Source organism: Leptospira stimsonii (genome assembly GCF_003545885.1).
GTDB lineage: Bacteria > Spirochaetota > Leptospiria > Leptospirales > Leptospiraceae > Leptospira > Leptospira stimsonii.
The window spans coordinates 689195-712169 of record NZ_QHCT01000001.1 but is presented as its reverse complement, the minus strand read 5'-3'; the positions used below and the strand labels follow the sequence as shown (position 1 = coordinate 712169).

Here is a 22975-nt window from a genome sequence, read left to right as displayed (position 1 = left end):
TTCTTATAGTCACGGGAAACCTTTCACTTTTACGATACAAGCCCCACGAATCGGAAATTGTTCGACCTCTTTTGAAAACTTAGGCTCCACTGCGGAAGACCAAAGATTTCCTTCGATCTCTTCGCAAGATGGGGCGGCGATAAACCAGTCTCTTTCCAAACGATTTTTCCCGAAACGGAATTCTTCTTTCCTTCGTTTTTCCCGAACTTCTTGACGATTGATAAAACCTGCCCGAAAGAACGAAAGTGTCAGATCCGGCCGATTGTGATGTTCCAGAGGAAGTCGGTTCCAAAAGACGGATGCTCTGTTTAGATTCTTTATAAAAACTTCTTCTGCGTCGTTTGCCGTATAAAACAAACTCCGATCAACTCCCGAAAAACACAGATTGGTTTTTTCCCAAACGTTGAAATGATTATAAGTAGAATAACCTGCGAACAATATTAAAAATACAGAATACACAATTCCTGAAAGAAATATTAATTTTTTAGAAACGAACCTTTCATAGCAAAAAACCCCGATCGAAACGAACATCGCCGGATACAAATGATAGATATGTCTTGGTTGATGATTCGGAGTCATCAAAGTCAATCCTAGGATCGAAACAAAAATGGAGAGTATGAGAAAGAAAGAAGCTTCGATTCGTTTTTCTTTTTGATAAATAAGAATTCCAAAACAAAGTCCCAAAAATAAACCGAACAAAAGAAATGCGCCACCATAAGGCGCATACGAAGAATTCTCCAAAATCTCCCGAAAGTAAGTCAGGGAAAAAATGGATCCGTCGCTTTGTCCCGGCATTAACCCGGCTCCCTGAACGTGTCCGATCGTGCTACTCGAACTGGAAAATCGATCCGGATGTAATAAAACCCAGGAACCGATCGGAAAAATACAGTACGTCCAAAAATTCTTCCAGACCGAAGAAATTTCCTTCTTGGAAGAAGACTCTACCTTTTCGAAACGAATGGAATAAAATTCTTTCCAAAGAGAATAACTGACGCTGATCCAAAAGATAAGAGCGCCCGCATAACGCAAAAGTCCTTTTGTTTTACCAGGGAGGATCTCTTTGGAAAAAAGAACGGAAAGGATGATAAGAAGAATTCCGATGAGAATTGGGATCGTTTTTTTTATATTTTCTCTATAAGAATTTGAAATTCGAAAAAAGAGATCTTTTGTTTCTTCGAAACGAAATACGAAAAAAAAGAAACAACCGAAAAAGACAAAGATGTAACCGTAAGGATATTTTGTATGAAACAAAACGTTTACGCTAAAAAATAAAAACCAAGGAGAATAAGAATCGGTATTCAGCGCTTTCTCTTTATTCATCTCCCGATCCGCGTCGTTGTTCGAATTTTCTTCGGATGAATCATAGTTTTGCAATTCCCAGAGTGCAAGAATCGCGGGAAGATAAAACAATCCGCCTTGGATCTCGAGCATTCCGGAAAAAGTATAATGCATCCATCCGGGATTTTGCAACAAAGGACCCCAGAAAATCGGAAACAAAAATGCGATCGCGATCCAAGAACGTGTTTCGGTAAATCGAAAGAGAATCCATGGAACGATGCAGAATAAAACGATCAACTCCCCAAACGTAAACAAGGAAACAGGACTTCCGCCCGGACCAAAAAAGAAAACGATCAACGCTTCCGGGAAATTACGAAGCACGGGCCAAGTCGGAGAATCGAAGGTCAATCTAAGAAGCGTCAAAAGATCGAAAGAGCGAAACGCTTCCGCCATTCGAATCGAGGTAACCAATCGAGCATCGGGATCCCAAGTCAAAAAGTTTTGATTGGGACAAAAGTTAAGAAATTTAAAATAGAGTTTCTTGAAATAGAATCCTAAAATGACGAACTGCGGAAGTAAAAGTCCAATGGAAAGAAGTTTTGAAAATCGGAAAATCTCGGAGAATCGCATAATGAATAAAAGGAATCAATACAACTTCTTCTTACTCTCGATCAGAAGTCGAATCGGAATCTTTCTTTTATTCTTCTTTTTTTATCCACTTCTTGCCGACGAGCGACCCTTTGTTTTTCCGAAAGATCATTCGTTTCACTCCCGATACAAAGTGGAATGGTGTTATTTCGTAGGCGTATTAAAATCTGTCGAAGGAAAAGAATACGGATACGAACTCAGTTTTTTCAAAGGAACATTCGGGAAGAATAAGGAAGTCTTTCCCGTTCATTTCGCCATCTCCGATTTCGAAAATCGAAACCACAAGATCGCCCAGACCATAGAACGCAAGTTAGGTGGAATGGCCGGTTATGACTCTGAAAAAATCTTTAGCGGAAATTATTCGATGAAAATTCTTGGGAAAACGGAATTCCATCTTTTGGCGCGGGATCCTGAAAATTCTTCCCTTTCCTTAGATCTAAAATTGACCGCGAAACCATCGGACATTCTTCTGCACGGTGATAAGGGGAAATCGATCAAGAGCAGAAAGAATCCGAATTTCTATTCTTATTATTATAGTGTCCCCGGACTTTTTACAAAAGGAGAACTTAGGATCGGAGAAAAAAAAATCCAAATCGTAAGCGGGGATTCTTGGATGGATCACGAATGGAGTAGCCCTTTCGATTCTTCTGAGAACGCTGAACTTTCGAATCAGTCCAATTCCTGGGATTGGATTTGCATTCAACTGGAAGACGGAACGAAGATTATGGCGTTCAATTTTAGAGAATCTCCAAATTCAAGATCGGAATCCTTTGCCAGCGTTAGATTGAGTTCTGGAAAAAAAACCGGCTTGGAGCGCGAAGGAGAGGTTTTATTTTCTCACGATTCTTCAAAATGGAAAAGTAAAACGACTCAAAAGGAATATCCTCTTCGTTGGAATCTAATCACGGCTTCCTCGGAAAAAGAAGCGATTCTGGATTTAAAAATCGAGCCCGTTTTTGAAGATCAAGAATTCGATTCTAGACCGACGACCGGATTCAGTTATTGGGAAGGAGCCGTTCGGATTTCAGGAACTCGAGAAGGAAAAAAAGTCAAAGGGACCGGTTATCTAGAACTGAAGGGAAATCAGAATTAGAAGAAAATCAGCGGATTCTTTGATTTCTCTTAACATTTATCCAAATTCTTTTTTTGAAAAAGACTTTGTCTTGTGATCTGTTTCCTCGAAACTGTTTTTCCGGGAGACGGATATGAAATGAAAAAATATTTCCTAAAACGATTTCTTCTCATCATTCCGACTTTATTGGGAATGACGTTTATCGTTTTTTTGATCTCTCATTTCGCGCCCGGCGGACCGCTCGAAACGGAGATCGCAAAGATCCGAGGTTATGCGAACGCACAGGGCGGAAGCGCGAAGACGATTTCCGAAGAAGAAATCGACATCATAAAAAAAAGACTCCATCTGGATAAGCCCGTCGGAATCGCCTATCTCTACTGGCTCAAAGAAATTCTAACTTTTAATCTTGGAGAATCCAGGCTTCACAGCCGTCAAGTCACGGATTTGATTTTGGAAAAGTTGCCCGTCTCTCTCACGTTCGGACTTTCCGGATTTCTTCTTTCGTATCTCATTTGTATTCCTCTCGGAATCTCGAAGGCACTTCGAAACGGAGAGAAGTTCGATATCACAACAAGCGGGATCATTCTAATCATCTATTCCATTCCCGCGTTCGCATTCGCGGTTCTTCTTCTTTATACGTTCGCTTCTGGAGAACTTCTTTCCGTCTTTCCCCTTGGTCACGAGGTCTCGGACGAATATGAATCTCTTTCCACTTGGGAAAAAATATTCGATCGAATCCAACACATGTTTCTTCCGGTAATCTGCTACGTCTCCGGTTCCTTCGCCGTTCTTACTCTTTTGATGAAAAATTCTCTTCTGGATCAAATCTCGAAAGAATATGTTCGGACTGCGCTTTCGAAAGGTTTCAGTTTTAAGGACGCGATCTTTAAACACGCGTTTCGAAATTCCTTGATTCCGATCGCCACCGGTTTCGGAAACAATCTCAGCTTGGTTCTCGCTGGATCGATCATCATCGAGCTCGTATTCAATATCGACGGAATGGGACTTATGAGTTTTCAAGCCGTTACGGAACGGGATACGGAACTGATGATGGGACTTTTATTGGTTCAGAGTTTTCTTTCTCTTGTTGGAAACATTCTTTCCGATTTCTGCTACGTTTTGATCGATCCGAGGATTCAATTCGAATGATCCTAAGTCCGATTTTAAAAAAAAGATTTTCTAAGTTTAGAGCGAACCGTCGAGCCTGGTACGCTTTAAACACATTAATTATTTCTTATGCGATTTCATTGTTCGCTCCTTTGATCGCTACAAATCAGCCTCTGATCGTTAGTTATCAAGGAAAATGGAGTTATCCTGTTTTTTCTTTTTATCCCGAGTCGCAGTTCGGAGGGGAGAATCTAACTCCACCCAACTATAAAAAACTCGTACTCCGAGAAGACTTTCAAACCGGCTCAAATTGGATTTTATTCGCACCGGTCCCTTACGGTTACAACGAAGACAATCTCGAGAGTTTGGAAGAAGGTGATACACCTCCTTCGGCTCCGAATGCAAAACACTGGCTCGGCACGGACGATCGGGGAAGAGACGTTTTTACGAGGGTTTTTTACGCGTATCGCAACGCCCTAAGCTTCGGACTTATTCTCGTATTTTTAGAATTGGCGATGGGAACCTTAATCGGCGGAATGCAAGGTTACTTCGGCGGTAAGTTGGATATCTTGATGCAAAGAATCATTGAAATTCTTTCAGCCATTCCATTCTTATATTTGATTCTCATCGTTGGTGCATTTTTCGGGAGAGGCTTCGGCGTTCTTCTCGTAACCTACGGTGCGTTGAGTTGGATCGGAATTTCGTATTATATGCGAGGTGAGTTTTACAAACTCAAACAGTTGACCTATGTGGATTCTGCCAAAGCACTCGGTGTGAGTTCGTTTCGAATCATGGTAAGGCATATTCTTCCGAACGCGATCACACCTTTAGTCACTTTTTTACCGTTCACTTTGATCGGATCGATATCGATTTTGAGCGCGCTCGATTTCTTGGGTTACGGAATTCCAGCGCCGAATCCTTCTTGGGGTGAAATGATCGGTCAAGGAAGAGAACGATTGAGCGCTTGGTGGTTGATTACGTTTCCATCGGCGGCTCTTTTCCTGACGATTCTCTTGACCTCATTCATCGGAGAAGGTTTGCGCGATTCTTTTGATTCGAGAGAAAAGGCGGTCTACGAATGACGTCCTCGAATCTCTTACAAGTGAAGAATTTTTCCCTCGATCTTCTTTCTGAAAATCGCTGGCTTCCGGTTCTTCAAAATTTGACATTCGAAGTTAAGGAAGGAGAAATTCTTTCCTTGATCGGAGAATCTGGCTGTGGCAAATCATTGACCGCGCTCGCGCTTACAAGACTCATTCCTTCCAATATATCCCGAGTGAAGTCCGGAGAAATCCTTTATCAAGGAAGAGATCTGTTAAAACTTTCACCGGAAGAATTGAGAAAAATTCGTGGGAAAGAAATTTCTTACGTATTTCAAGAACCGTTTGCCGCGTTGAATCCTTTGATGAAGATCGAAGAGCAGATGATCGAAGCCTATCTGATGCATATTTCTTCCAATCGAAAGGAAGCCGTCGAAAAAGCGGAACATCTTCTTTCTTCGGTTGGAATCACCGACATCAAACAAAGACTCTATTCTTATCCGAATCAGATGAGTGGTGGAATTTTGCAAAGGATCAGCATCGCGATGGCATTGATGTGCGACCCTTCTCTTCTCATTGCGGACGAACCCACGAGTGCGATCGATGTAACGATTCAAGCCCAACTTGTGGAATTACTTTTGAATTTGCAAAAGCAGAATCGAATGTCCATCCTCTTTATTTCTCACGACTTCGGACTCGTTGGGACAATCGCGCACAGAATCGCAGTGATGTATGCCGGAAGAATCGCCGAACTTGGGGGAACTGATTCCGTAATCGATTCGCCAAATCATCCTTATACGATCGACTTACTCAGGTCGATCCCCTCACTGGCAAAATCGGTTCATGATCTTCTTCCCATCCAAGGAATCGTCCCTTCACCCGATCAATACCCGCATGGATGTCATTATTCCACGCGTTGTAGATCCGTGTTTAATACGTGCAAAGAAAGCAAACCTGGATTGTTCTCTATTGAGTCAGGTGAGGAATCGCATCAGTCAGCTTGTTTTCTTTCTCAAAAACCGGACTCAAATTAAGAGTATCTCATGATTCGTATTCAAGACTTAACAATCAGCTTTTATTCCAAATCAGGTTTCGGATTTAAGAAGAATCGAATCGCGGCCGTAGACGGAATCAGCTTAGAAATAGAAAGCAATGAAATTCTCGGTCTTGTGGGAGAATCAGGTTGTGGAAAGTCCACACTGGGACGAGGGCTGGTAAAACTTTTACAACCCGAATCCGGTACGATCTATTTCGAAGATCAAGAGATCACTTCCCTTCCCAATTCCGAATTTTTTCCTTTTAGGAAAAACATTCAGATCATCTTTCAGGATCCGTATTCTTCCTTAAATCCGAGAATGACAATCTCCGAAATCTTAAAGGAAGGATTGGAGATTCACGAAAAACTTACCGAAGAAGAGGCGCAGGAAAAAATCAAAGCCATCTTAGAACGAGTCAATTTATCCTCGGATATTCTCACTCGTTTTCCGCATGAATTCTCCGGAGGCCAAAGACAAAGAATTGCGATTGCAAGGGCGCTGATCCTAAAACCTAAGTTTCTCATCTGCGACGAATCCGTTTCCGCGCTGGATGTTTCCACAGGAACTCAAGTTTTAAAACTCCTCGTCGAATTAAAAAATGAGTTCGGACTCTCCTATTTATTTATCTCCCACGATTTAGGTGTGGTAAAATCTATTTCGGATCGGATTGCCGTAATGTATTTGGGAAAAATCGTAGAAATCGGTAAAACAAAAGATATCGTTTCGTCGCCGGCACATCCTTATACCAAGGCGCTATTTCAATCCACATTCGACGTCTACGACCGTAAAAAAGTAAGAACTCCACTCAAAGGAGAAATACCGAGTACTGTTAACAAACCTTCCGGTTGCCATTTTCACACTCGCTGTCCGATCGCTCAAGATATCTGTAAATCAGAATTCCCGAGTTGGAAAAATCGGGAAGCCGATCAAAAAGTCTTGTGCCACTTTCCTTTGGAACGAGGAAAATGAAATCTCTCCATCGCATTCAATTTTTCTTATATAATAATCGAATCAAATTTCTTGCGATTCTTCTTTTTCAAGTTCTTCTACTTGCGCTTTTTACGATCCTACCGATTCTTTCCCGTCAGGATTTTTATAAGGATTTTATTCTTTCTGAAATCGAAAAGTCGACCGGTTTAGAAATTCAAGTCGATCAATCCGATCTTCTTCTATTTCCCTTTCCCGGCATCGAACTGAATTCAGTCATCGTCAGGAAAGGTGATATCATCGTAGGAATCAGCGACCAGATCAAAATCGATATTTCTTGGTTCGGATTGCTGGGACAAAAAGTCGAAATTCGAGACATTTATATTTCCGGCGGTAATATAAATCTTCACAAGTCAAAGGATGGCTCGATCAATTTAATCGAATATTTGCAAAAAGAAAAAGACGATCCGGAGCTTACTCGCAAATCAAATACGGTTCGAATTTTTGATCCGCCATCTGCCACAATTCCGACTCCATTCAATCCGAAAGAAATGCTCAAGATCGGTCTCAAAAACGTTCACATTGAAAATTTTTACATCAATTATCAGGACGACACTCATACTCGAACCTACGGAATTTATCTTTGGAAATCCTCATTCGAAATATCATTTTATGGAGATACGTTGGATGTAAACTTAGTCGGAAAATTAGACGGTCAGAGTTTTCAGATCTACGGAAATGCAGGTTTGGATGAATTCCCTACAACTCTGGATAAGCTCGAATTTCAAACCACTGTTATCTTTGATAATTGTTCCTTATCCATTTTTCGAGATCTATTCTTCATCTTTCCGAAAGCCGATTTCACAAAAACCGTCCTAAACGGAACAGTCCAGGTTAAGAAATCACAGTATGAAACGATCAATTTCAACATCACCGCTCAAGCCAAATATTTCGCATACAAGGGCGGAAACCCTTTCGGCGATATAAAATTAAATCTCGGAATTAAATTAGATATTCCGAATAAAAAATTAGAATTTCCTTATATGACTTTGACCTGGCCGGGAATCGTGGAAGGTTCGGCGAAAGGAACAGTCGTATGGAATCAAAAGACAAACGCATCGTTTCAAATTTCCGCAAATTATCTAGATTACCATAGCGTTTTCCGATTCGCAAAATTATTCGAATTTACAACCGCGTTCGAGGATCCCAAAAGACCGGACGGGGTTTTTTATTTCACTGCCGATCTGAGAAACGTCTATGTGCTAAAACATCGTTTCCCCGTTTTAAAGGCGGACGTAAAATACAGCTACCCGTGGGTAACAATTTCGAGTTTTCACGCATATATTTATAATGGAGAAATATTAGGAAAATCTAAAATTAATCCGTTCAAATCCCGCTTCGAGGTACAAGGAGAAGCCTATCGGGTATTTTCTGATCGAATTTTAATGCCTTACGTTTCGGAAAGAATCATTAACGGAAATTTATTTAGCAATTTCAATTTTGTGACTGAAGTCGGAGATCGCTCCACGGATTTTACGGCCGATTTTTTCAGAAACATGGAAGGATCCGGAAACCTTCAAGTTCTCAATGGAGAACTTTTGGGATATGCGAACTTTATGGTTCCGGTATTGAATACACTTGGTAAAATTATTTCTTTCAGCGGAATCGACGGTCGCAAAGTCGAATTTACTTCCTTAAAATCCAATTTTAAAATTGAGAACAATCGATTCTACTTTCAAAATCTAAAACTACAGGGCAATGGGCTCGAAGCCGACGGAAAAGGAAGTATTAGTTTTGAAAAGAACGTGGATGTTTTAATCAACTTACGATTGGGCGGAAACATCGTAGGAAAAGCGTTAAAAATTCCGATCATTTACAGAGGTGTTTTTAAACAGTCGATTCCTTACGTCGATCCGATCTGGTTGGGCTCCGTCTTCGCAGGAAGTACGATTCTGGCTCCGTTTTTTACTCCTCTTGGAGGTCCGTATGGTGGAGGAATCGCTGGATCCGTCGTATCGGAATACGTAAGAGATGCTTGGGAAGGATTCAAAGGTCTTTTTTCATCCAAAGATGAGAAAAAGGGAAAATAACTTTAGGAAATAAAATGAAACCCAAAATTCTAATTCGAATCTCATCGATTCTCATGTTGATTTTTACAATAGGTCACTCCTTCGGTCATTTTACTCGATACAACACGGTTGACCTGCGTGCGATCAGTACGATCACTGCGATGCAAATGACCAAGATTCCAATGGACGGTGTAGATAAGACCTACGATCAATTTTATTCGGGAATGAGTTTAAATCTAAGTATCACTGTATTCTCTTTGGTGATCTTACTTTGGCTTTTATCAAATCTCGAGAGTAAACATCCGAAAGTCGTTATGAAATTATTGATCCCGATTTTCTTTTGCGTTTTCGGTTTTTCTATCACCGGCTTTGTTTATTTTTTTCCGGCACCGACCCTGATCTCTTGTTTGGGAGCGTTGTCCATTTTAGGCAGTATTTTTCTATTAAGAAAAGAATCGTAATTTTGTAGGAAATGTCTAACTTCTTATGATTCTTATCAATTTCCGAATAAGAAATCGAACTAAGTGATTCGTGAATAAATTATATTTTTAGAATATTCTTTCTAAAATCTCGCATACGAAAAGGATTAAAAACGAAAATATCGGGAATTGAAATTATAACCATCGAAATTCACTCGAAGCGAAAATCAAAAGTAATTAGAAGCTTTGATTTCTTTGGTTTTCAACTAAAATCCAAATCCATTCCTTCTTGAATCAAAATTCGAAGAGCATTGCTCGTTTCCACAAGTCCGTCTCGAATTTTATAATCGAAGTGCATCTTACCGTCCAAGATTTCTTCCTGAAAGTGTTTCAAAATCACCCCTTCCACTTTCGCTAACTCAAGATCATGGCTGGTTACCAGTCCCAACACCCGATTCTTCTTGAGCTCTTTGAGAATTCCTTTACAAGCAAGAGAACGCTCGCGTGTATTTGTTCCTTTTAGAATTTCATCCAAAAGAACGAGGTGTGGTCGATTCGGATCTTTAATTTTACGAACGATTTCGGAAAGACGTCTCACTTCCGCATAGAAAAAGGAAATCCCTTCCTCTAGATTGTCTTCGTTTCTCATATTCGTATGAATGAATAATACAGGAAGCGCAAATTCGGAAGCGGGAGCGGGAGCGCCGGCAAGCGCAAGAATCGAAGCGACTCCGATCGTACGAAGGTAAGTCGTTTTCCCCGACATGTTCGAACCGGTAATCAAAACCACGTCCCCTTCCTTTACTGAGTCGAGCACGTTAGGCACCTTAGAATCGAAGGGAATTAAAGGATGATAGATATCTATTCCTGAAATCGATACGGAGGAATCATCGGGAAGAATATTCGGAAAACAATAATCAGGAAACATCCATTTGAGATTCGCGAACGAAACCAGAGAATCGAACACGATCAAATCTTCAACGGATCTTTCTAAAAGAAGAGAATGTTTTTTCCGCCATTTCGAAATTCTCTGCAATATCCAAAGATCGTACAAGAATAGATTATTAAGAATCAGATGAAGAAGCGGAGCTTCCGTTAACGCGACACGTTTTAAAATTCGGTCAAGGTCTTCGAAGGCTGATCTCAATTCTTCTTTGGAAGTTTCTTGTAAAAGAAACTTACCATTCCTATCCTGAATTTTCAATCCTTTGAGATAGATTAGAATTTTTTGAAGTCCCTGAATACTGCCAGAAAGCGAATAGTATTGTTGAAATACTTCCAATGAGAGCGATCGATAAAGCCCGAATAGGATTAAATTTAAAAATAGAACCGAAGCGGGAAAAGGAACGCCTAAAAGTATATTTGCAGGTATCAAAGCGAGAACTAAAATCGTTACCGGTTTATAGATTTTAGAAAGCCAAGGATATCGTTCCCAAAGGTTAGAGGCTAAATCCGATTGGATGAGATTCGGACTTGTTTTTCGAAAAATCTCGGAAGAATCCGGATTCTCCCCGAGATAAGACGCCAATCTAAGTATTTTAGGAATTGCTAATGTTTTTTCGGATATCGATTTTACTATCGATTGTCTATGTAGAACATTCTCTCTTTGAAATTCCAAAGACGTTGATTCGTTCGGGTCCAGTAAAGAGACTATTTTTTTTTCGGCGTTCGTCGTAAAGGTCGTATCCAGCCAAGGAAAAAGGCCGGTTTCGCGAAAAAGATCTAAATCCCTTGCGAGAGGAGAAATATTTTCTAAGGAAACGCGCGTTCCGAATTTTTTTCCAAAACCCTTGATCTTGATTCTTGCTACTTCCCTTTCTAAAACGAATTGCCAAAGACGGATCCTTTCTCTGGAAGAAAGAGTTTTCTTATATCTTCTCACGAAAAAGAAAAATACAAAAAGAATCAGCAAGGAGGGAAGATAGAATCTATAATCGGATCTTAGATAATAAAAAATCGAAATCCAGAATACAAAAGCAGTGAAGAAGAGAAGTCGAAATAGAGAAAGTTTCGAGAGAAGAATGGAAACTCGTTCGTGAAGTCGTTTTAATTTTCCGCTTCTACGTTCGAGCAATGCGATCTTAGAAAAAGAAGTCATCCTGTAAGGGAGTTTATATTTTCATAGTGTTCGTTTTCGCGTTTATAAATCTCAAAATCCAACAAACGAACCAACGATCCGAGGTCGGGCATCACCCAACGAGAAACAAGTTTTCCGCGTTCCTTACCTTTGATCTTATCCACGTAAACGTATCCGAACAAATCCGTGCCGTATTCGTAGGCGACGAATCTTCCCGTTCTTTTACCCGTGTTGTTGATCAGTCGGATCTGCATTTTTTTGCAATTTTACCGTTTTGGGAAAAATCGTACAAGAAAAAAAATACTCAAGTATTTTCCAATTTCAGCGATATGTAGTTTAGGGAGTCAATTGCTTTCTCAAGGATGAGAAGAAGCAAACTCCTGATACATAAAACTCGAACCAAACCAGAAAGTCGCATGGAGGCGCAAAATGTTTTACCCAGAAATGGATCCCGAACTGAAAAGTTCCTTTCTCTCGATCGGCAAAACCACCGCAAATCTCGTAAACAACACAATTCTTCCTCAATCCGGGTTAAAAGCCGGAACCTTACTCAATTCCAGCCAGATGGAAAAATTAAAAGAAATTCGTAAGCGTAGATTTCAAACCAGCGAGTGGAAGAATTTTCTGAAAGACTGAACAAGAAAATCAGCCAGCTCAATTTTATCTCGAACGAACTGGAAGCCCGATTTCAAGTGATTTTTTACCGTGAGACTTTATCGGTAGAAATACAAATACTGAGTTTACAACCTGCGAAAGTCAGTCTTTTAGGAATCGGATCTGAAATTCTTTCTCCGATCCTTCAAAACAAAAAAGCCTGCTAATTTAGCAGGCTTTTTCTTTGGTACGAAATGCTTGTTTAGTATTTCGTTTTCGTGGAAGGCATCTTCACGTTAAGAATCACATCCACCTTGGTAACATCGCCTTCTCTGACATTGATCATAGAATTGTTAAGATTCAGATCTTCAGCAAAGGACGCCTTGATTTCGTAATCACCCGGTTTGAGATTTGTGAACCAAAAATTTCCTTCGCTGTCCGTATTCAATTTTTGAATCCCGGTTACGCTGGAAATCGTCGGCATAAAGATCGGCTGATTGATCACCGGATTGTCTAAGGTTTTGTAAAAAACCTTTCCCTGAATCGCTCCGAAACCGCTCATAGAAGCATTGATCACGAGTTCATTCTTCTTATTCGGAAGAACGGCAAACGTCTCTTGAATTTCCGGATAATCATCCGCCTTGATCGTAATCTTGTGAACTCCCGCAGGAACCTTACTCAAAGAAATCGTATAAATATTTCCCGGAATCAATTGCCCCTGTCTCTTCACGGAACCCCAAAAATTAGAAGGAGAAGCCGATACGGAAGAAGTAAATTCCTGATCATCGATAAATACTTTCACGTTTCGATTCCCTTTTCTTTTCTTCTTCGCAAAAATCAAAACATCGGGAGGAAGATCGGAAAGTCCGTAAGCGCGATCTTGAATGATCGTCGTTTTCAAAACTAGGTCCCCTCTTTCATTCGTTGGAACGACGGGAGGTTCTTGCGGAGTTACTACAGGCTGAACTGGATCCGGTTTCACAGGATCGGTATCCGGTTCTACAGATGGAGGCGGAGGTTTTGGAGGATCAACAGGCTTCGGAGGTTCCGGATTCTTTTTACCGGAAAGAAAAATTCCGGATGCGTTCCCTGAAATTTGTGGAACCTGCTCATGCTGAAACTTCTTCGCCATCTGAACGGTTTCATCTTTGGATTTGAAAAAAGCCTCTAAGGCGGTCACAACGTTATCTTTGTTTAAATCAGCCGTGCTGAGAGCTCTTCCAAAATTATAGGTAAAAATTCCGTGGTTGATACTTCCACCCACTTCGATCGCGGTTTGGTTATCGTCCGCGGAAGAGATAATCGCCTTATCTTGAAAGAAAAAGTCTTCTGAATCTTGTTTTACAGTTCCGTTGCTTCCCTCAGGAATCGGAACATCTGCTGAACCTCTGGTCGCTTTCCCTTTCTTCGCGATGCCGCCGGAAAAACAACAGTCAAAGATAAAAACCGTTTTAGGAGATTTTACTTTTTCTAAATATTTATTCAACTCGTCGTCTTGGAGGTGAGGTCGATCATAACAGATGATCAAGTTTCTCATTCCGTTTTTTGCGGAGGCGTCTCTCTGAAACGCACCGTGACCTGAGAAATAAAGAAGAACGGTGTCGTCATCGCCCGCCTTTTTTCCTAAGGCCTTAATTTCTTTTTCAATATTATCCTTTGTTACATCTTTACCGAGGATAATCTTTACCTCGTCGAAATTTCCGACTCTTCGAATTTCATCATTCAAATACTTTGCATCTGCTTCGCAAAGGTTGAGTTCCGGAATTCCTGCTTTATTGCCGGTGTAGTTCGAACCGAAAATAAGCCCGTATCTTTTTTGTGCAAATGCATCCGTTGCAAAAAATAAAATCAAACAGACGCTGATTGCCGATAGCTTGGATTTCAAACCTGGCCTCCTGGGATGATTGAGAATGGAATCAGGGTAACAAAAGAAATCCTTTTGTCATTATTTTTTTAAGGGAAGAATTCCTTCTTAAGAAATTAGGAAAGAATTTTCCATTCAAAAAGAATGGTTCCGTTTTCGAAAAATCTTAGAAACCGAAAAAGAATTCGACGATGTGATGAATTTTCTGTCTGTTTCTTTCAAAAAAGGAATACTTTTAGTTACGATTTTAAGTGCGAAAGGAAGTTTCTAAAATAAGTTCAAAAAAGAGCTTATAGTTCCAAAGGAACAAGGATTTACCTAGTCTCTAGCTCAAAAAAGGAAAGGGTTCCTCACCCTTTCCAATAAAAATCAAATCGTAAATTTTAGAGTTCGTGCTTGTATCCAATTCGATATTGCGTTCCACCTAAAACGATCGGATAAGCCGGGGAAGGAGCTAAACTGACGATTCCTCCTGCGGATTGCGTATGTCCCGTTCCCAGTTTCTCAGAATAAAGAGTTTCCGCTTCCATAAAAACAAAACCTTTATCGGTCACTCTCGTCTGAGCACCGATCAGCGAATTCGGTGCGAAACCGCCTACACTAAAAGCGGACGTCTTCCCAAACTGCGGAAGGAGAAGTTCCATCAGCGACTAAATTTGCGAGGGTAGAAGGTAGACCTAACATTACTAAGCCGTCATGTTACGTTCAGGAATTATTAGAACCGGATAAACTCCATCCGCCTTTGAAATAGTGAAAACCACCTCCGATATAAACGGAAGTATCTTCCGAATCCGAGGCTTAGATTCCAAAGTTGATCGGTATTTGAACGGCGTCGTAATCCCAAACGATATCGTAGAATTTGAAGCCAAGCGCTTTTGCTTCCGTATCTCCACCCATAACCTTTTGCGTATAGTTTGTCGCAACTCGAACGAAAAAATTTTTACCTAAATCGCGTTCGTAACCAGCCGAAAAAACTAGACCGGTCATTGCGCTGTTGTGATTCACATTGATCATACCAGCGGTCGTATTCTCTAAGGTTTGCAAACGATTTTCAGGAATCACCGCTCTTCGAGTCGCAACTCCGGTTGTCCCATCCGTCGCAGTCACAGGATAGTAGTTCGCCGCATCCAAGCCGTCCTTTTCGATGGTTCCGCCTAACTGCCCCAAATCAAACTGCATCCGAAACTTCCGAACGCAATCGACTTCGCGCTTACATTTTGAGCAACAATGGTAAAAACGAGGATGACACCGACTTTTAAAAATTTTTGAAACATTCCAATACTCCTTTTTTTCTTCTACAGGATTGCCCTTACTTCAGAATGAAAACCATATTTCATCTTCTTTTTATGAAACGAATACTACTTAGGAAGTGCTTCGAAGGAGTCAAACACGATTCGAAACGGATATTTTTTACGACTTATTCGGAACCAAAAATTTAAATTAAATAAATAGAATATATAAATATATTAAAGCGATCGTGTGTATCATTTCAATATGGCGAATAAGACTTCATAGGATACAAAATAAAGTTTTCGCCTGCTTACAAATACTATTTCAAGGATCTATTCTAATTCCATTTTGAAACAAACGAGGAAATGAATCTCCCGATGAAAACAAAGGAAATAAACGGAGAATATCAAAATCAGCCGTTCAACCGATCCGACTTTAAATTAAATTTGCCGATCTCTGAGTTTAGAGGATTCTAATATTCCATACGATCCAGGCCCGCCTTGATATTGAAGAGGACCAATCGCGCCGTTTTCCTTTCTAAGATTGGAACTAAATAGGAAACGAACGAATCATTTCGGAAAAACGAATTTGATTCTTCCGGAAATAAAAAAACCCGGAAGATTTCTCTTACCGGGTTTCATTTAGAAAGAAATGAAATAAAATGATTATTTAGATAACCATTTCATCATGCTTCTCAATTTTTTGCCCACCGATTCGATCGGGTGCGCGGCGTTCTTATCTCTCATATTCTTAAAGTTTGGATAACCTGCTTTTGTTTCGGCCATCCAGTTATTCGCGAATTTTGCGCCTTTATCTTTTTGAATATCGTTCAGAACTTCTTTCATTCTTTGTTTTACGCCCGCGTCGATCACTCGAGGACCGCTAACGTAATCGCCGTATTCCGCAGTATCGGAAATGGAGAATCTCATTCTCGCAAGACCACCTTCGTAAATCAAATCTGTGATCAATTTCACTTCGTGAAGGCATTCAAAGTATGCGATCTCAGGATCGTAACCTGCTTCGGTCAAGGTTTCAAAACCCGCCATAATCAAGTTGGAGAGACCGCCGCAGAGAACGACTTGTTCACCGAAAAGGTCCGTCTCGGTTTCTTCACGGAAAGAAGTTTCCAAAATTCCAGCACGTCCGCCACCGACGCCAGCGGCGTGTGCGAGGGCTCTTTTTTTCGCCTCACCGGTAGAATCTTGATAGATCGCGATCAAACATGGAACCCCACCACCTTCGGTGTAAACTCTTCTTACAAGGTGACCTGGTCCTTTCGGAGCCACCATATAAACGTCCACGTCTTTTGGAGGTTGGATAAAATCGTAATGAATATTAAACCCGTGAGAGAAAACGAGAGCATCGCCTTTTTTCAGATTGGGTTCGATATCCTTTTTGTAAAGATCCGCCTGAATCGTATCCGGAGCTAAAATTTGAATGATGTCTGCTTTTTGTGAAGCTTCTGCGACGCTATATACTTCGAAACCTGCATTTTTAGCGTCTTGTACTGATTTGGATCCTTCTTTCAGACCGATGATAACTTTTAGTCCGGAATCCTTCATGTTTTGAGCCTGGGCGTGTCCCTGGCTTCCGTAGCCGATCACTGCAATGGTTTTACCTTTGAGTGAACTTAAATCACAATCGGCGTCGTAATAAATATTTGCCATTTTCCCTTTCCTCGAGTGTTCCTTTTTACTAAACATTTGAAAAAGGGTAGAATGACAACTGAAATAAACAGACACAATCTGTTCAAAAAACAGGGTTATAAGAATCCAATTCCCGTTCTTTGAAGTCCGAAGCTGAATTCAGGAATAAAATCGAAACTGAATGTATTCTCATATTCTTTCCGAAATGAAAAACTTTCGTCCAAAAGCCTCGTATCGATTTCTAAAATTATGTATCTTAAGAATTTAAGATCGTAACGGATCGAAATTCGATTTCTTTTGAATTTCTTTCTCTTTGAAGGACGAAAATCGAAGACATTTGAGAAGAAAACGCTCGCCTTGCAAGAAGATTTGATTTTTCTCAAATTCTCTTTGTCGCGAGTTAGAGCGTTTCCGATTTCGTAAGAGTATCCGCTTGCACTTCGAGTTCTTTTACGATCTCGGAAAGATTTTCACTCTTTTCCATCAAGGATTCCATCGAAGTCTGGAGAGAAGCGATCGCTTCTACGATTCCGTGAAGTCCTAATTTTTGTTCCGAAGAAGAAAGTTCGATTTCGGAAGATAAAGATCGGAGGTGATCTAACGTTGAGAAAAACAGTGAATTGATTCTTTTTTGTTCTTCGAACATCTTCGTAAACTCATCAAAACGAGCGAATAAATCCTGAAACAAAGTATCCTGTTCCTTTACGTGACCGGCGGTTGTTTCAGCCGATTTCTGACCTGTCACAACGTGATTGGAAGAATCTCTGATGATCTTGGAAATTAAATCCGCATTTCCGGCGCTACTTTCGGCGAGTTTGGAAACTTCTTGCGCGACCACGGCAAAACCTTTTCCGGCCTCGCCTGCTCTCGCCGCTTCGATCGAAGCGTTGAGAGAAAGTAAGTTGGTTCGATCCGCGACTTCGGACATGATCCGATTCACTTCTCCCACACTTCTAAAAGAATCTCCGAGGGAAGAAAGAGACTTGGAAAGTTCTTCGACAAAGCCAGTTACCATCGATCCGGATTTTCGAACTTTTTCCAAACTTTGGTCCAAGGTCTGATTGAATTGAGAAATCCTTTCGATGATGGATTTTAAATTCGAACTGTGATCGATTAAGGTTTCAATATTGCTAAACTGATTTTTAACATTGTCAGCCGAACTTTCGGTTTGCGACTGGAATTCTTCCATCGTAGAACTGATCTCTTCAAAAGAGGAAGCGTGAGTTGAAACAAGAAGAGAAAAATCGGACATGAATTCTTTCAGATTCTTTGAGGATTCTTTGAGATAAAGTGCAGATTCCCGCATTTTGTTGCTTCTCTCCGCAATCACCTTATGAGATTCTTCTACTTCTTTTTGTCTGTATTCTGAATTCCCTCTCAAACTAATGAAAAGTTTTACAAGGGTTCTAATTATCAGAGCGCAAGCCATGATAAAAAGAATCTTGGTTACTTGTTCCGAAACGGAAACATATCCCAAGGAATTCGCAAGTTTTCTATCTTCGGTTAAAATCAATCCGTATTGAGTTGCAGTCGAAACGACAATAATATTCGAAAGAACGGATAAACCTCCGATCAAAAGAATAAAATTCGGTGCCAAAAGAAGACCGGAAGAAATGATATATAGGTAACTGATTCCGTAAAGAACCGGACTCTTTACCATCCCCGAAGTAAATTCAGGAACATCCATCGCGGCACCAACCATCACGAGAAACAAAACAAGTACATCGGCGACAACAAAAACCTTACTCAAGAGATTAGAAATACTTCCGCTCGTTCTAATCTTAAAAAAACTATAAAGGAAGTAGAACAACATCGCCGTCGTCCCAACCAGATACAACGTATTCTGAACGGCATTGGTTCTTTTCCAACCGATTGCGATGGATGAATAGTATAATAAAATTAAGCCGAGACGGATCCAGTTGATATACGCCGGACCAAACGCAATGATTTCTTCGTCTGTTTTTCTTTTCGATTCTTGCTTCGAGGACATGTTACTAATGACGAGAATTTACTTTGAAAAATCAATGGTTTTTCTATATTCTGCAATTTATAATTTATTAGGCGTAAGCTCTTCATTGAAGAATTTGAAAAATCACATTTCCAAATTTAAGTTTCCCGTATTCTTAACTTTCTTAATATTTCTTTGTTTGCGATTTTTCTGAGAATCCGCATCAATCAAAATCAAAAGAAAGTTTCCGATCGCTTTTCTCTCTTTTCCTTCGGTCTCAAAGAAAAAAAGAGATGGTATATTCGGAAAAAATTTATCCTTGATTCGAGATTAGATTTGGTTGTTTTTTATAAATAAGAAGGTTTAAACATGTCCGAACACACAATTGGCTTAAATTGGAAAAAAGGACCGGAAGATTTCAAATATGACTCCTATGATCGGACTCATATCCTCCAGTATGCGGGCGGACAAACGCTGAACGGCTCTTCTACGACGGAAACGTACGGTAAATCGGAATACGCAAATCCGGAAGAACTTTTGGCCTCCTCCGTTTGCAGTTGTCATTTTTTGACATTTCTTGCCGTGGCCGCAAAAAGTCGTTATATAGTTTCCGCTTACGAGGATAAGGCGATCGCCATTCTCGAAAAGAACTCGGAAGGGAAAATGGTCGTCACTAAAATCGACCTTTACCCTAAGGTGACATTCGAAGGAGAAAAAATCCCGGACCAAGAAGCCCTAATCGAGCTTCATGAAAAGGCACATCGAAATTGTTTTATTTCCAATTCGATCAAAAGCGAAGTAAAGATTCATCCTCAATGAGGAAGCGAACTCAAGTTTCGCTCTCTGCAAGATTGTGAGAATACTTTCTCAGAATTTCCTGAATCTTTAAGATCACTTCGTGGTGCGGGTCTACCGTCAAGGCGATGTCGACCATCTCCATAGCGCGTTTGTAGTTTTTCAGAGCGATATAAATTTGAGCGAGATTGACCAAATTCTTAATATGAGTCGGCTCTCTCAGCTTCAACCTTTCCCCGAAATCGAGAGCCTTTTGAAAACTTCCCGACTTTCTCGCCGCTGTCGAGGCTATATAAAGAATTTCTTTGTCTACGGGTTTTAGATTCAAATAATCTTCCGCATAAAGCGCCGCGTTTCTATAATCTTTCTTTTTGAGGAAAAGACTAACGAACAATTTTTTGACTTCGGGAATCTGATTGTTTAACGTTTCCGCCTGTTCCAGAAAAGAAATTGCTTCTTCGATTTCCTTATTGTTCGCTCCTTCTTTCGCTTTTTTTAGAAGTTCACGAATCTGATCTCTTTCGTGAGCTTGTGCGATTTTCGACTCGCTCAAATTCTCCTTAAACGAAACCCGGACCAAAGAAAGGTCGTCGGTAAGCGCTCCGTGATTGTGAATTCCTTCATAGATTCCTTGTAATTCCCCGCGCGCTTCTTCGACTTTTCTCAAAAATTCCTTTTCATCGTCGTTGATGATTCTTCCACCTTCGCGATCCATTCCGAGCAAGATATCGTCCCGTCCATCGGATCCCGCAATGATAACGTCGCCCGGCTCCATCTGAAACGTCTTAATAAAAACGGTTCCTTCCATCCCGGTGGTTCCCAGTTTACGAAACATCAGATCGTCTTCGATAAAACTTGCGATTCCGTCCCTGTATAAAACGGTCCACGGATGTTCCGCGTTTATAAAATACATCAACCCGGCTTCGTCGTCGACAACACCTAACACGAGAGAGACGAGCATCGAACCGTCGAAACTTTCAAACACTTTATGCAATTCTAAGAATGCGTTTTTTAACCAACGTTCCGGGGATTGTTCCTTCATCGTCGTCGCCATTCTTGTCCTTTCGATTATGGATTCGAAAACGGCGCCGAGGACCAGCGCTCCACCCGCCCCCTGCATCGATTTTCCCATTGCGTCCGCGTTTAAGAATACGGTATAATAACGGTCTTGGAGATCGATATAATTAGAAATATTGATATCACCTCCGATTTCATCGTTGAATCTTCGGAAAGAGAATTTCTTTTTCTGTTCGATTAGAAAATCTACTTTCACGTTTTCCTGACGCGCCTTATTGGATCCGAGAGGTTTGATCAAGAGGGAGGTTAAAAAATAATCTCCGTCTTGTTGTTGTTTCAATTCTTGGACTTCTTCTAACGTTTGCTGAAGTTCTTTTGTTCTCTCTTGAACCTTCTCTTCCAATTCTTCAGCGTATTGTTGCAATCGTTTTCTCGCGGCTTGAATGGAACGCGCCATTCTGTTAAACGAACGTGCAATGAATCCAATCTCGTCTTCGACTTTGACTTGAAGTCTGTAATCCAAGTTACCGGAATTTGCTTCTCTTAAACCGATCACGACTTCTTCCAAAGGATTGAGGAGAGCGCCCTGAAAGAAAAATCTAAATCCAAGAAGTACGAGAAGAAGGATACAAAGCGCTGAAATATAAAGGATTTGCCCCGTTGGATGCAAGTATTCCCTTAACGATTCGTAACGGAAGCCTACGTCGTAAATCTTACCGTTCGAAGGAGAAACGTAAAAGTAAGCGATATAGTGTTTTGGAATCGGCCCGCCGAGTTCGTAGATTCTTTCGCCTTTATAGGTTCTTTCATCCTGCTTCCGAACTTGGGTGAGAAGGTTGAGAAATGTTTTTTCCCTTATAACCGGATCGGAAACATTCGCGGCCAGCGCATTCTTTTTTAATTCTTTAAGATAAGCGGAAATTCCAGGTTGATCCGAATGAAATAGTTTTTCCAATGCGGTCGGATCGTTTTTTTCCTTCGGAGGTAAATGAAAGTATTTATTCCTAAGGACGACTAACTTCTTTTCCAAAGTATCAAAGAAGAATTCAACGTCCTTTCCGGAGAGTTGGTCTTCCTTTTTGGAAGAAAAATATTCTCTCACTCCGGCTCGATATGCGTCAAAGCCTGGCGGAGAATTTTTTAGAACGGATTCGACTTTTTCCCTGAATTCCTTATTGGAAAGCTGAGGAAGTTCGAACAAGGTATGGGAAATTTTAAAAAATCGGAATTCCCGTAATGCCGTTTCATTCGGCTCAAGCGAGCTGTGAGAGGTATAACGACGAGCCGAATCCGATTCCGGATCGTATTCGAAAACGTATTCCGCGTCGCGGGAAACGTCCAAGCCGGAAACCGATAATCTGACTTCCTTTCTTTTGATCAGATCATAAGAATTTTCATATTCGTTGAAGATAAACAAACTCACGATCTGCAAAACGAGAAAAAAAGTCGCGAGTGTAATTCCGCTGATTCTGGAAAGAATCGAGGTTTTCTCACTCGTGTAATTTATATAGCCGACAAGAATCACGAACAATCCGATCACTAGTGCTATATCCAAAACCGTCTGATATAACTCTCTCGAAACCGCCCCATCCCGACTCATCGCATTTAATATTCCCGGGATAAGCGTGATTAACGATAGAGGAATCAAAATAATGGAAGTGATGATTCTTTCCTTCCCTTTGAGCTTGAACATCCTCCAGGCTCCGATTCCCATAAAAATAGCCGTATAGAGAAGGATCATGACCGAATAAATTTTATAGAAGAGATTGATCTGGAAGTCCCAGTAATGTCCTGAAAAATAAAAGACTCTTTTTGCGGCTAAGGATTCGTAGAAGTACCATGTGCAAATAACGATAACTCCGACGAGTGCGCTGAAAAAAATCGACCTTACTATTTTTTTCGAAACCGGCTCCGGATAATGAAGGAAAAACATAATCAGGAAAAGAAAACCTAAGAACGGAGACGGAATGACGATCCACCTGTGAAAGACGGACCAGGGTCCATAGAACGGAAATCCGACCATATAGCCGAGGTGAAAGATCCCAAGACTAAAGAGTCCGATACAAAGATAAAGCGTGCCGGAGGCTTTTTCTTGAATCGAAAAGAAAAAGAATACGGTAAACCCGATAAAGAGGACTCCGATCAAGGAAGCCAGTGAGAAATAATTTAAATAGATAAGATCCATGGCAGGCACTCTACTAACTTCT

General features: G+C 40.7%; 18 protein-coding genes and 1 pseudogene. 10 read left to right on the top strand and 9 right to left on the bottom strand.

Annotated elements, in window-relative coordinates:
* Positions 1 to 9: 9 nt before the first annotated feature.
* Positions 10 to 1908, bottom strand: a complete 1899-nt coding sequence (locus DLM75_RS03505; protein ID WP_118967125.1) for a hypothetical protein — start codon at positions 1906 to 1908, stop codon at positions 10 to 12.
* 1 nt (position 1909) lies between these two features.
* Between DLM75_RS03505 and DLM75_RS03500 the strand changes: the two genes are divergently transcribed.
* The 7 genes from DLM75_RS03500 to DLM75_RS03470 all read left to right on the top strand — a co-directional run bounded on the left by DLM75_RS03500 (position 1910) and on the right by DLM75_RS03470 (position 9639).
* A complete protein-coding gene (locus tag DLM75_RS03500; RefSeq protein WP_429945411.1) occupies positions 1910 to 3019 on the top strand; it encodes a lipocalin-like domain-containing protein in 1110 nt (369 codons plus the stop codon).
* 117 nt (positions 3020 to 3136) lie between these two features.
* Positions 3137 to 4147: an ABC transporter permease subunit gene (locus tag DLM75_RS03495; RefSeq protein ID WP_118967124.1), complete on the top strand. Its 1011-nt coding sequence runs from the start codon at positions 3137 to 3139 to the stop codon at positions 4145 to 4147.
* Positions 4144 to 5187: an ABC transporter permease gene (locus DLM75_RS03490; protein ID WP_118967123.1), complete on the top strand. Its 1044-nt coding sequence runs from the start codon at positions 4144 to 4146 to the stop codon at positions 5185 to 5187. The genes DLM75_RS03495 and DLM75_RS03490 overlap by 4 nt, the downstream gene beginning before the upstream one ends.
* Positions 5184 to 6179: an ABC transporter ATP-binding protein gene (locus DLM75_RS03485; RefSeq protein ID WP_118967122.1), complete on the top strand. Its 996-nt coding sequence runs from the start codon at positions 5184 to 5186 to the stop codon at positions 6177 to 6179. The genes DLM75_RS03490 and DLM75_RS03485 overlap by 4 nt, the downstream gene beginning before the upstream one ends.
* 9 nt (positions 6180 to 6188) lie before the next feature.
* Complete coding sequence (locus tag DLM75_RS03480; protein ID WP_118967121.1) at positions 6189 to 7151, top strand: ABC transporter ATP-binding protein; 963 nt, start codon at positions 6189 to 6191, stop codon at positions 7149 to 7151.
* On the top strand, positions 7148 to 9199 hold the full coding sequence (locus DLM75_RS03475; RefSeq protein WP_118967120.1) for an AsmA family protein: 2052 nt from the start codon (positions 7148 to 7150) through the stop codon (positions 9197 to 9199). The genes DLM75_RS03480 and DLM75_RS03475 overlap by 4 nt, the downstream gene beginning before the upstream one ends.
* 14 nt (positions 9200 to 9213) lie before the next feature.
* The gene (locus DLM75_RS03470; RefSeq protein WP_118967119.1) at positions 9214 to 9639 is read left to right on the top strand and encodes an LIC_13387 family protein; all 426 of its coding nucleotides are present in this window, start codon (positions 9214 to 9216) and stop codon (positions 9637 to 9639) included.
* Between the two features lie 220 nt (positions 9640 to 9859).
* On the opposite strand, the gene DLM75_RS03465 is transcribed toward DLM75_RS03470, so the two are convergent.
* Positions 9860 to 11695 (bottom strand): MutS-related protein, encoded by a 1836-nt coding sequence (locus tag DLM75_RS03465; protein ID WP_118967118.1) that lies wholly within the window; start codon positions 11693 to 11695, stop codon positions 9860 to 9862.
* Entirely contained in the window at positions 11692 to 11928 is a 237-nt protein-coding gene (locus DLM75_RS03460) for a hypothetical protein (protein WP_010573237.1), read from the bottom strand. The genes DLM75_RS03465 and DLM75_RS03460 overlap by 4 nt, the downstream gene beginning before the upstream one ends.
* A 175-nt stretch (positions 11929 to 12103) precedes the next feature.
* Here DLM75_RS03460 and DLM75_RS03455 point away from each other — a divergent pair, with 175 nt between their 5' ends.
* Both DLM75_RS03455 and DLM75_RS24200 read left to right on the top strand, forming a co-directional pair.
* On the top strand, positions 12104 to 12310 hold the full coding sequence (locus DLM75_RS03455) for a hypothetical protein (protein ID WP_118967117.1): 207 nt from the start codon (positions 12104 to 12106) through the stop codon (positions 12308 to 12310).
* Complete coding sequence (locus tag DLM75_RS24200; RefSeq protein WP_118967116.1) at positions 12286 to 12495, top strand: hypothetical protein; 210 nt, start codon at positions 12286 to 12288, stop codon at positions 12493 to 12495. The genes DLM75_RS03455 and DLM75_RS24200 overlap by 25 nt, the downstream gene beginning before the upstream one ends.
* Positions 12496 to 12530: 35 nt before the next feature.
* On the opposite strand, the gene DLM75_RS03445 is transcribed toward DLM75_RS24200, so the two are convergent.
* The 5 genes and pseudogenes from DLM75_RS03445 to DLM75_RS03425 all read right to left on the bottom strand — a co-directional run bounded on the left by DLM75_RS03445 (position 12531) and on the right by DLM75_RS03425 (position 18998).
* Positions 12531 to 14153 carry a caspase family protein gene (locus DLM75_RS03445; RefSeq protein WP_118967115.1) on the bottom strand — a complete coding sequence of 541 codons (1623 nt, stop codon included), beginning with the start codon at positions 14151 to 14153 and terminating at the stop codon, positions 12531 to 12533.
* 362 nt (positions 14154 to 14515) lie between these two features.
* Positions 14516 to 14776 (bottom strand): porin OmpL1, encoded by a 261-nt coding sequence (locus DLM75_RS24880; protein WP_346725203.1) that lies wholly within the window; start codon positions 14774 to 14776, stop codon positions 14516 to 14518.
* 61 nt (positions 14777 to 14837) lie between these two features.
* Positions 14838 to 15311: pseudogene (locus DLM75_RS24875) on the bottom strand (porin OmpL1).
* A 716-nt stretch (positions 15312 to 16027) separates the two neighbouring features.
* Positions 16028 to 17029 carry a ketol-acid reductoisomerase gene (gene ilvC, locus DLM75_RS03435; RefSeq protein WP_118967114.1) on the bottom strand — a complete coding sequence of 334 codons (1002 nt, stop codon included), beginning with the start codon at positions 17027 to 17029 and terminating at the stop codon, positions 16028 to 16030.
* Positions 17030 to 17408: 379 nt separating this feature from the next.
* Entirely contained in the window at positions 17409 to 18998 is a 1590-nt protein-coding gene (locus tag DLM75_RS03425) for a methyl-accepting chemotaxis protein (RefSeq protein ID WP_118967112.1), read from the bottom strand.
* Positions 18999 to 19325: 327 nt separating this feature from the next.
* Between DLM75_RS03425 and DLM75_RS03420 the strand changes: the two genes are divergently transcribed.
* The gene (locus tag DLM75_RS03420) at positions 19326 to 19775 is read left to right on the top strand and encodes an OsmC family protein (protein WP_118967111.1); all 450 of its coding nucleotides are present in this window, start codon (positions 19326 to 19328) and stop codon (positions 19773 to 19775) included.
* Between the two features lie 10 nt (positions 19776 to 19785).
* Here the strand turns inward: DLM75_RS03420 and DLM75_RS03415 are convergent, their stop codons facing one another.
* Complete coding sequence (locus tag DLM75_RS03415) at positions 19786 to 22953, bottom strand: SpoIIE family protein phosphatase (protein ID WP_118967110.1); 3168 nt, start codon at positions 22951 to 22953, stop codon at positions 19786 to 19788.
* Positions 22954 to 22975: the final 22 nt, after the last annotated feature.

Bases quoted from the DNA above. Each gene is read 5' to 3' on its own strand.
- DLM75_RS03505 (WP_118967125.1), bottom strand. From the start codon at position 1,908: ATGCGATTCTCCGAGATTTTCCGATTTTCAAAACTTCTTTCCATTGGA.
- DLM75_RS03500 (WP_429945411.1), top strand. From the start codon at position 1,910: ATGAATAAAAGGAATCAATACAACTTCTTCTTACTCTCGATCAGAAGT.
- DLM75_RS03495 (WP_118967124.1), top strand. From the start codon at position 3,137: ATGAAAAAATATTTCCTAAAACGATTTCTTCTCATCATTCCGACTTTA.
- DLM75_RS03490 (WP_118967123.1), top strand. From the start codon at position 4,144: ATGATCCTAAGTCCGATTTTAAAAAAAAGATTTTCTAAGTTTAGAGCG.
- DLM75_RS03485 (WP_118967122.1), top strand. From the start codon at position 5,184: ATGACGTCCTCGAATCTCTTACAAGTGAAGAATTTTTCCCTCGATCTT.
- DLM75_RS03480 (WP_118967121.1), top strand. From the start codon at position 6,189: ATGATTCGTATTCAAGACTTAACAATCAGCTTTTATTCCAAATCAGGT.
- DLM75_RS03475 (WP_118967120.1), top strand. From the start codon at position 7,148: ATGAAATCTCTCCATCGCATTCAATTTTTCTTATATAATAATCGAATC.
- DLM75_RS03470 (WP_118967119.1), top strand. From the start codon at position 9,214: ATGAAACCCAAAATTCTAATTCGAATCTCATCGATTCTCATGTTGATT.
- DLM75_RS03465 (WP_118967118.1), bottom strand. From the start codon at position 11,695: ATGACTTCTTTTTCTAAGATCGCATTGCTCGAACGTAGAAGCGGAAAA.
- DLM75_RS03460 (WP_010573237.1), bottom strand. From the start codon at position 11,928: ATGCAGATCCGACTGATCAACAACACGGGTAAAAGAACGGGAAGATTC.
- DLM75_RS03455 (WP_118967117.1), top strand. From the start codon at position 12,104: ATGTTTTACCCAGAAATGGATCCCGAACTGAAAAGTTCCTTTCTCTCG.
- DLM75_RS24880 (WP_346725203.1), bottom strand. From the start codon at position 14,776: ATGGAACTTCTCCTTCCGCAGTTTGGGAAGACGTCCGCTTTTAGTGTA.
- ilvC (WP_118967114.1), bottom strand. From the start codon at position 17,029: ATGGCAAATATTTATTACGACGCCGATTGTGATTTAAGTTCACTCAAA.
- DLM75_RS03425 (WP_118967112.1), bottom strand. From the start codon at position 18,998: ATGTCCTCGAAGCAAGAATCGAAAAGAAAAACAGACGAAGAAATCATT.
- DLM75_RS03420 (WP_118967111.1), top strand. From the start codon at position 19,326: ATGTCCGAACACACAATTGGCTTAAATTGGAAAAAAGGACCGGAAGAT.
- DLM75_RS03415 (WP_118967110.1), bottom strand. From the start codon at position 22,953: ATGGATCTTATCTATTTAAATTATTTCTCACTGGCTTCCTTGATCGGA.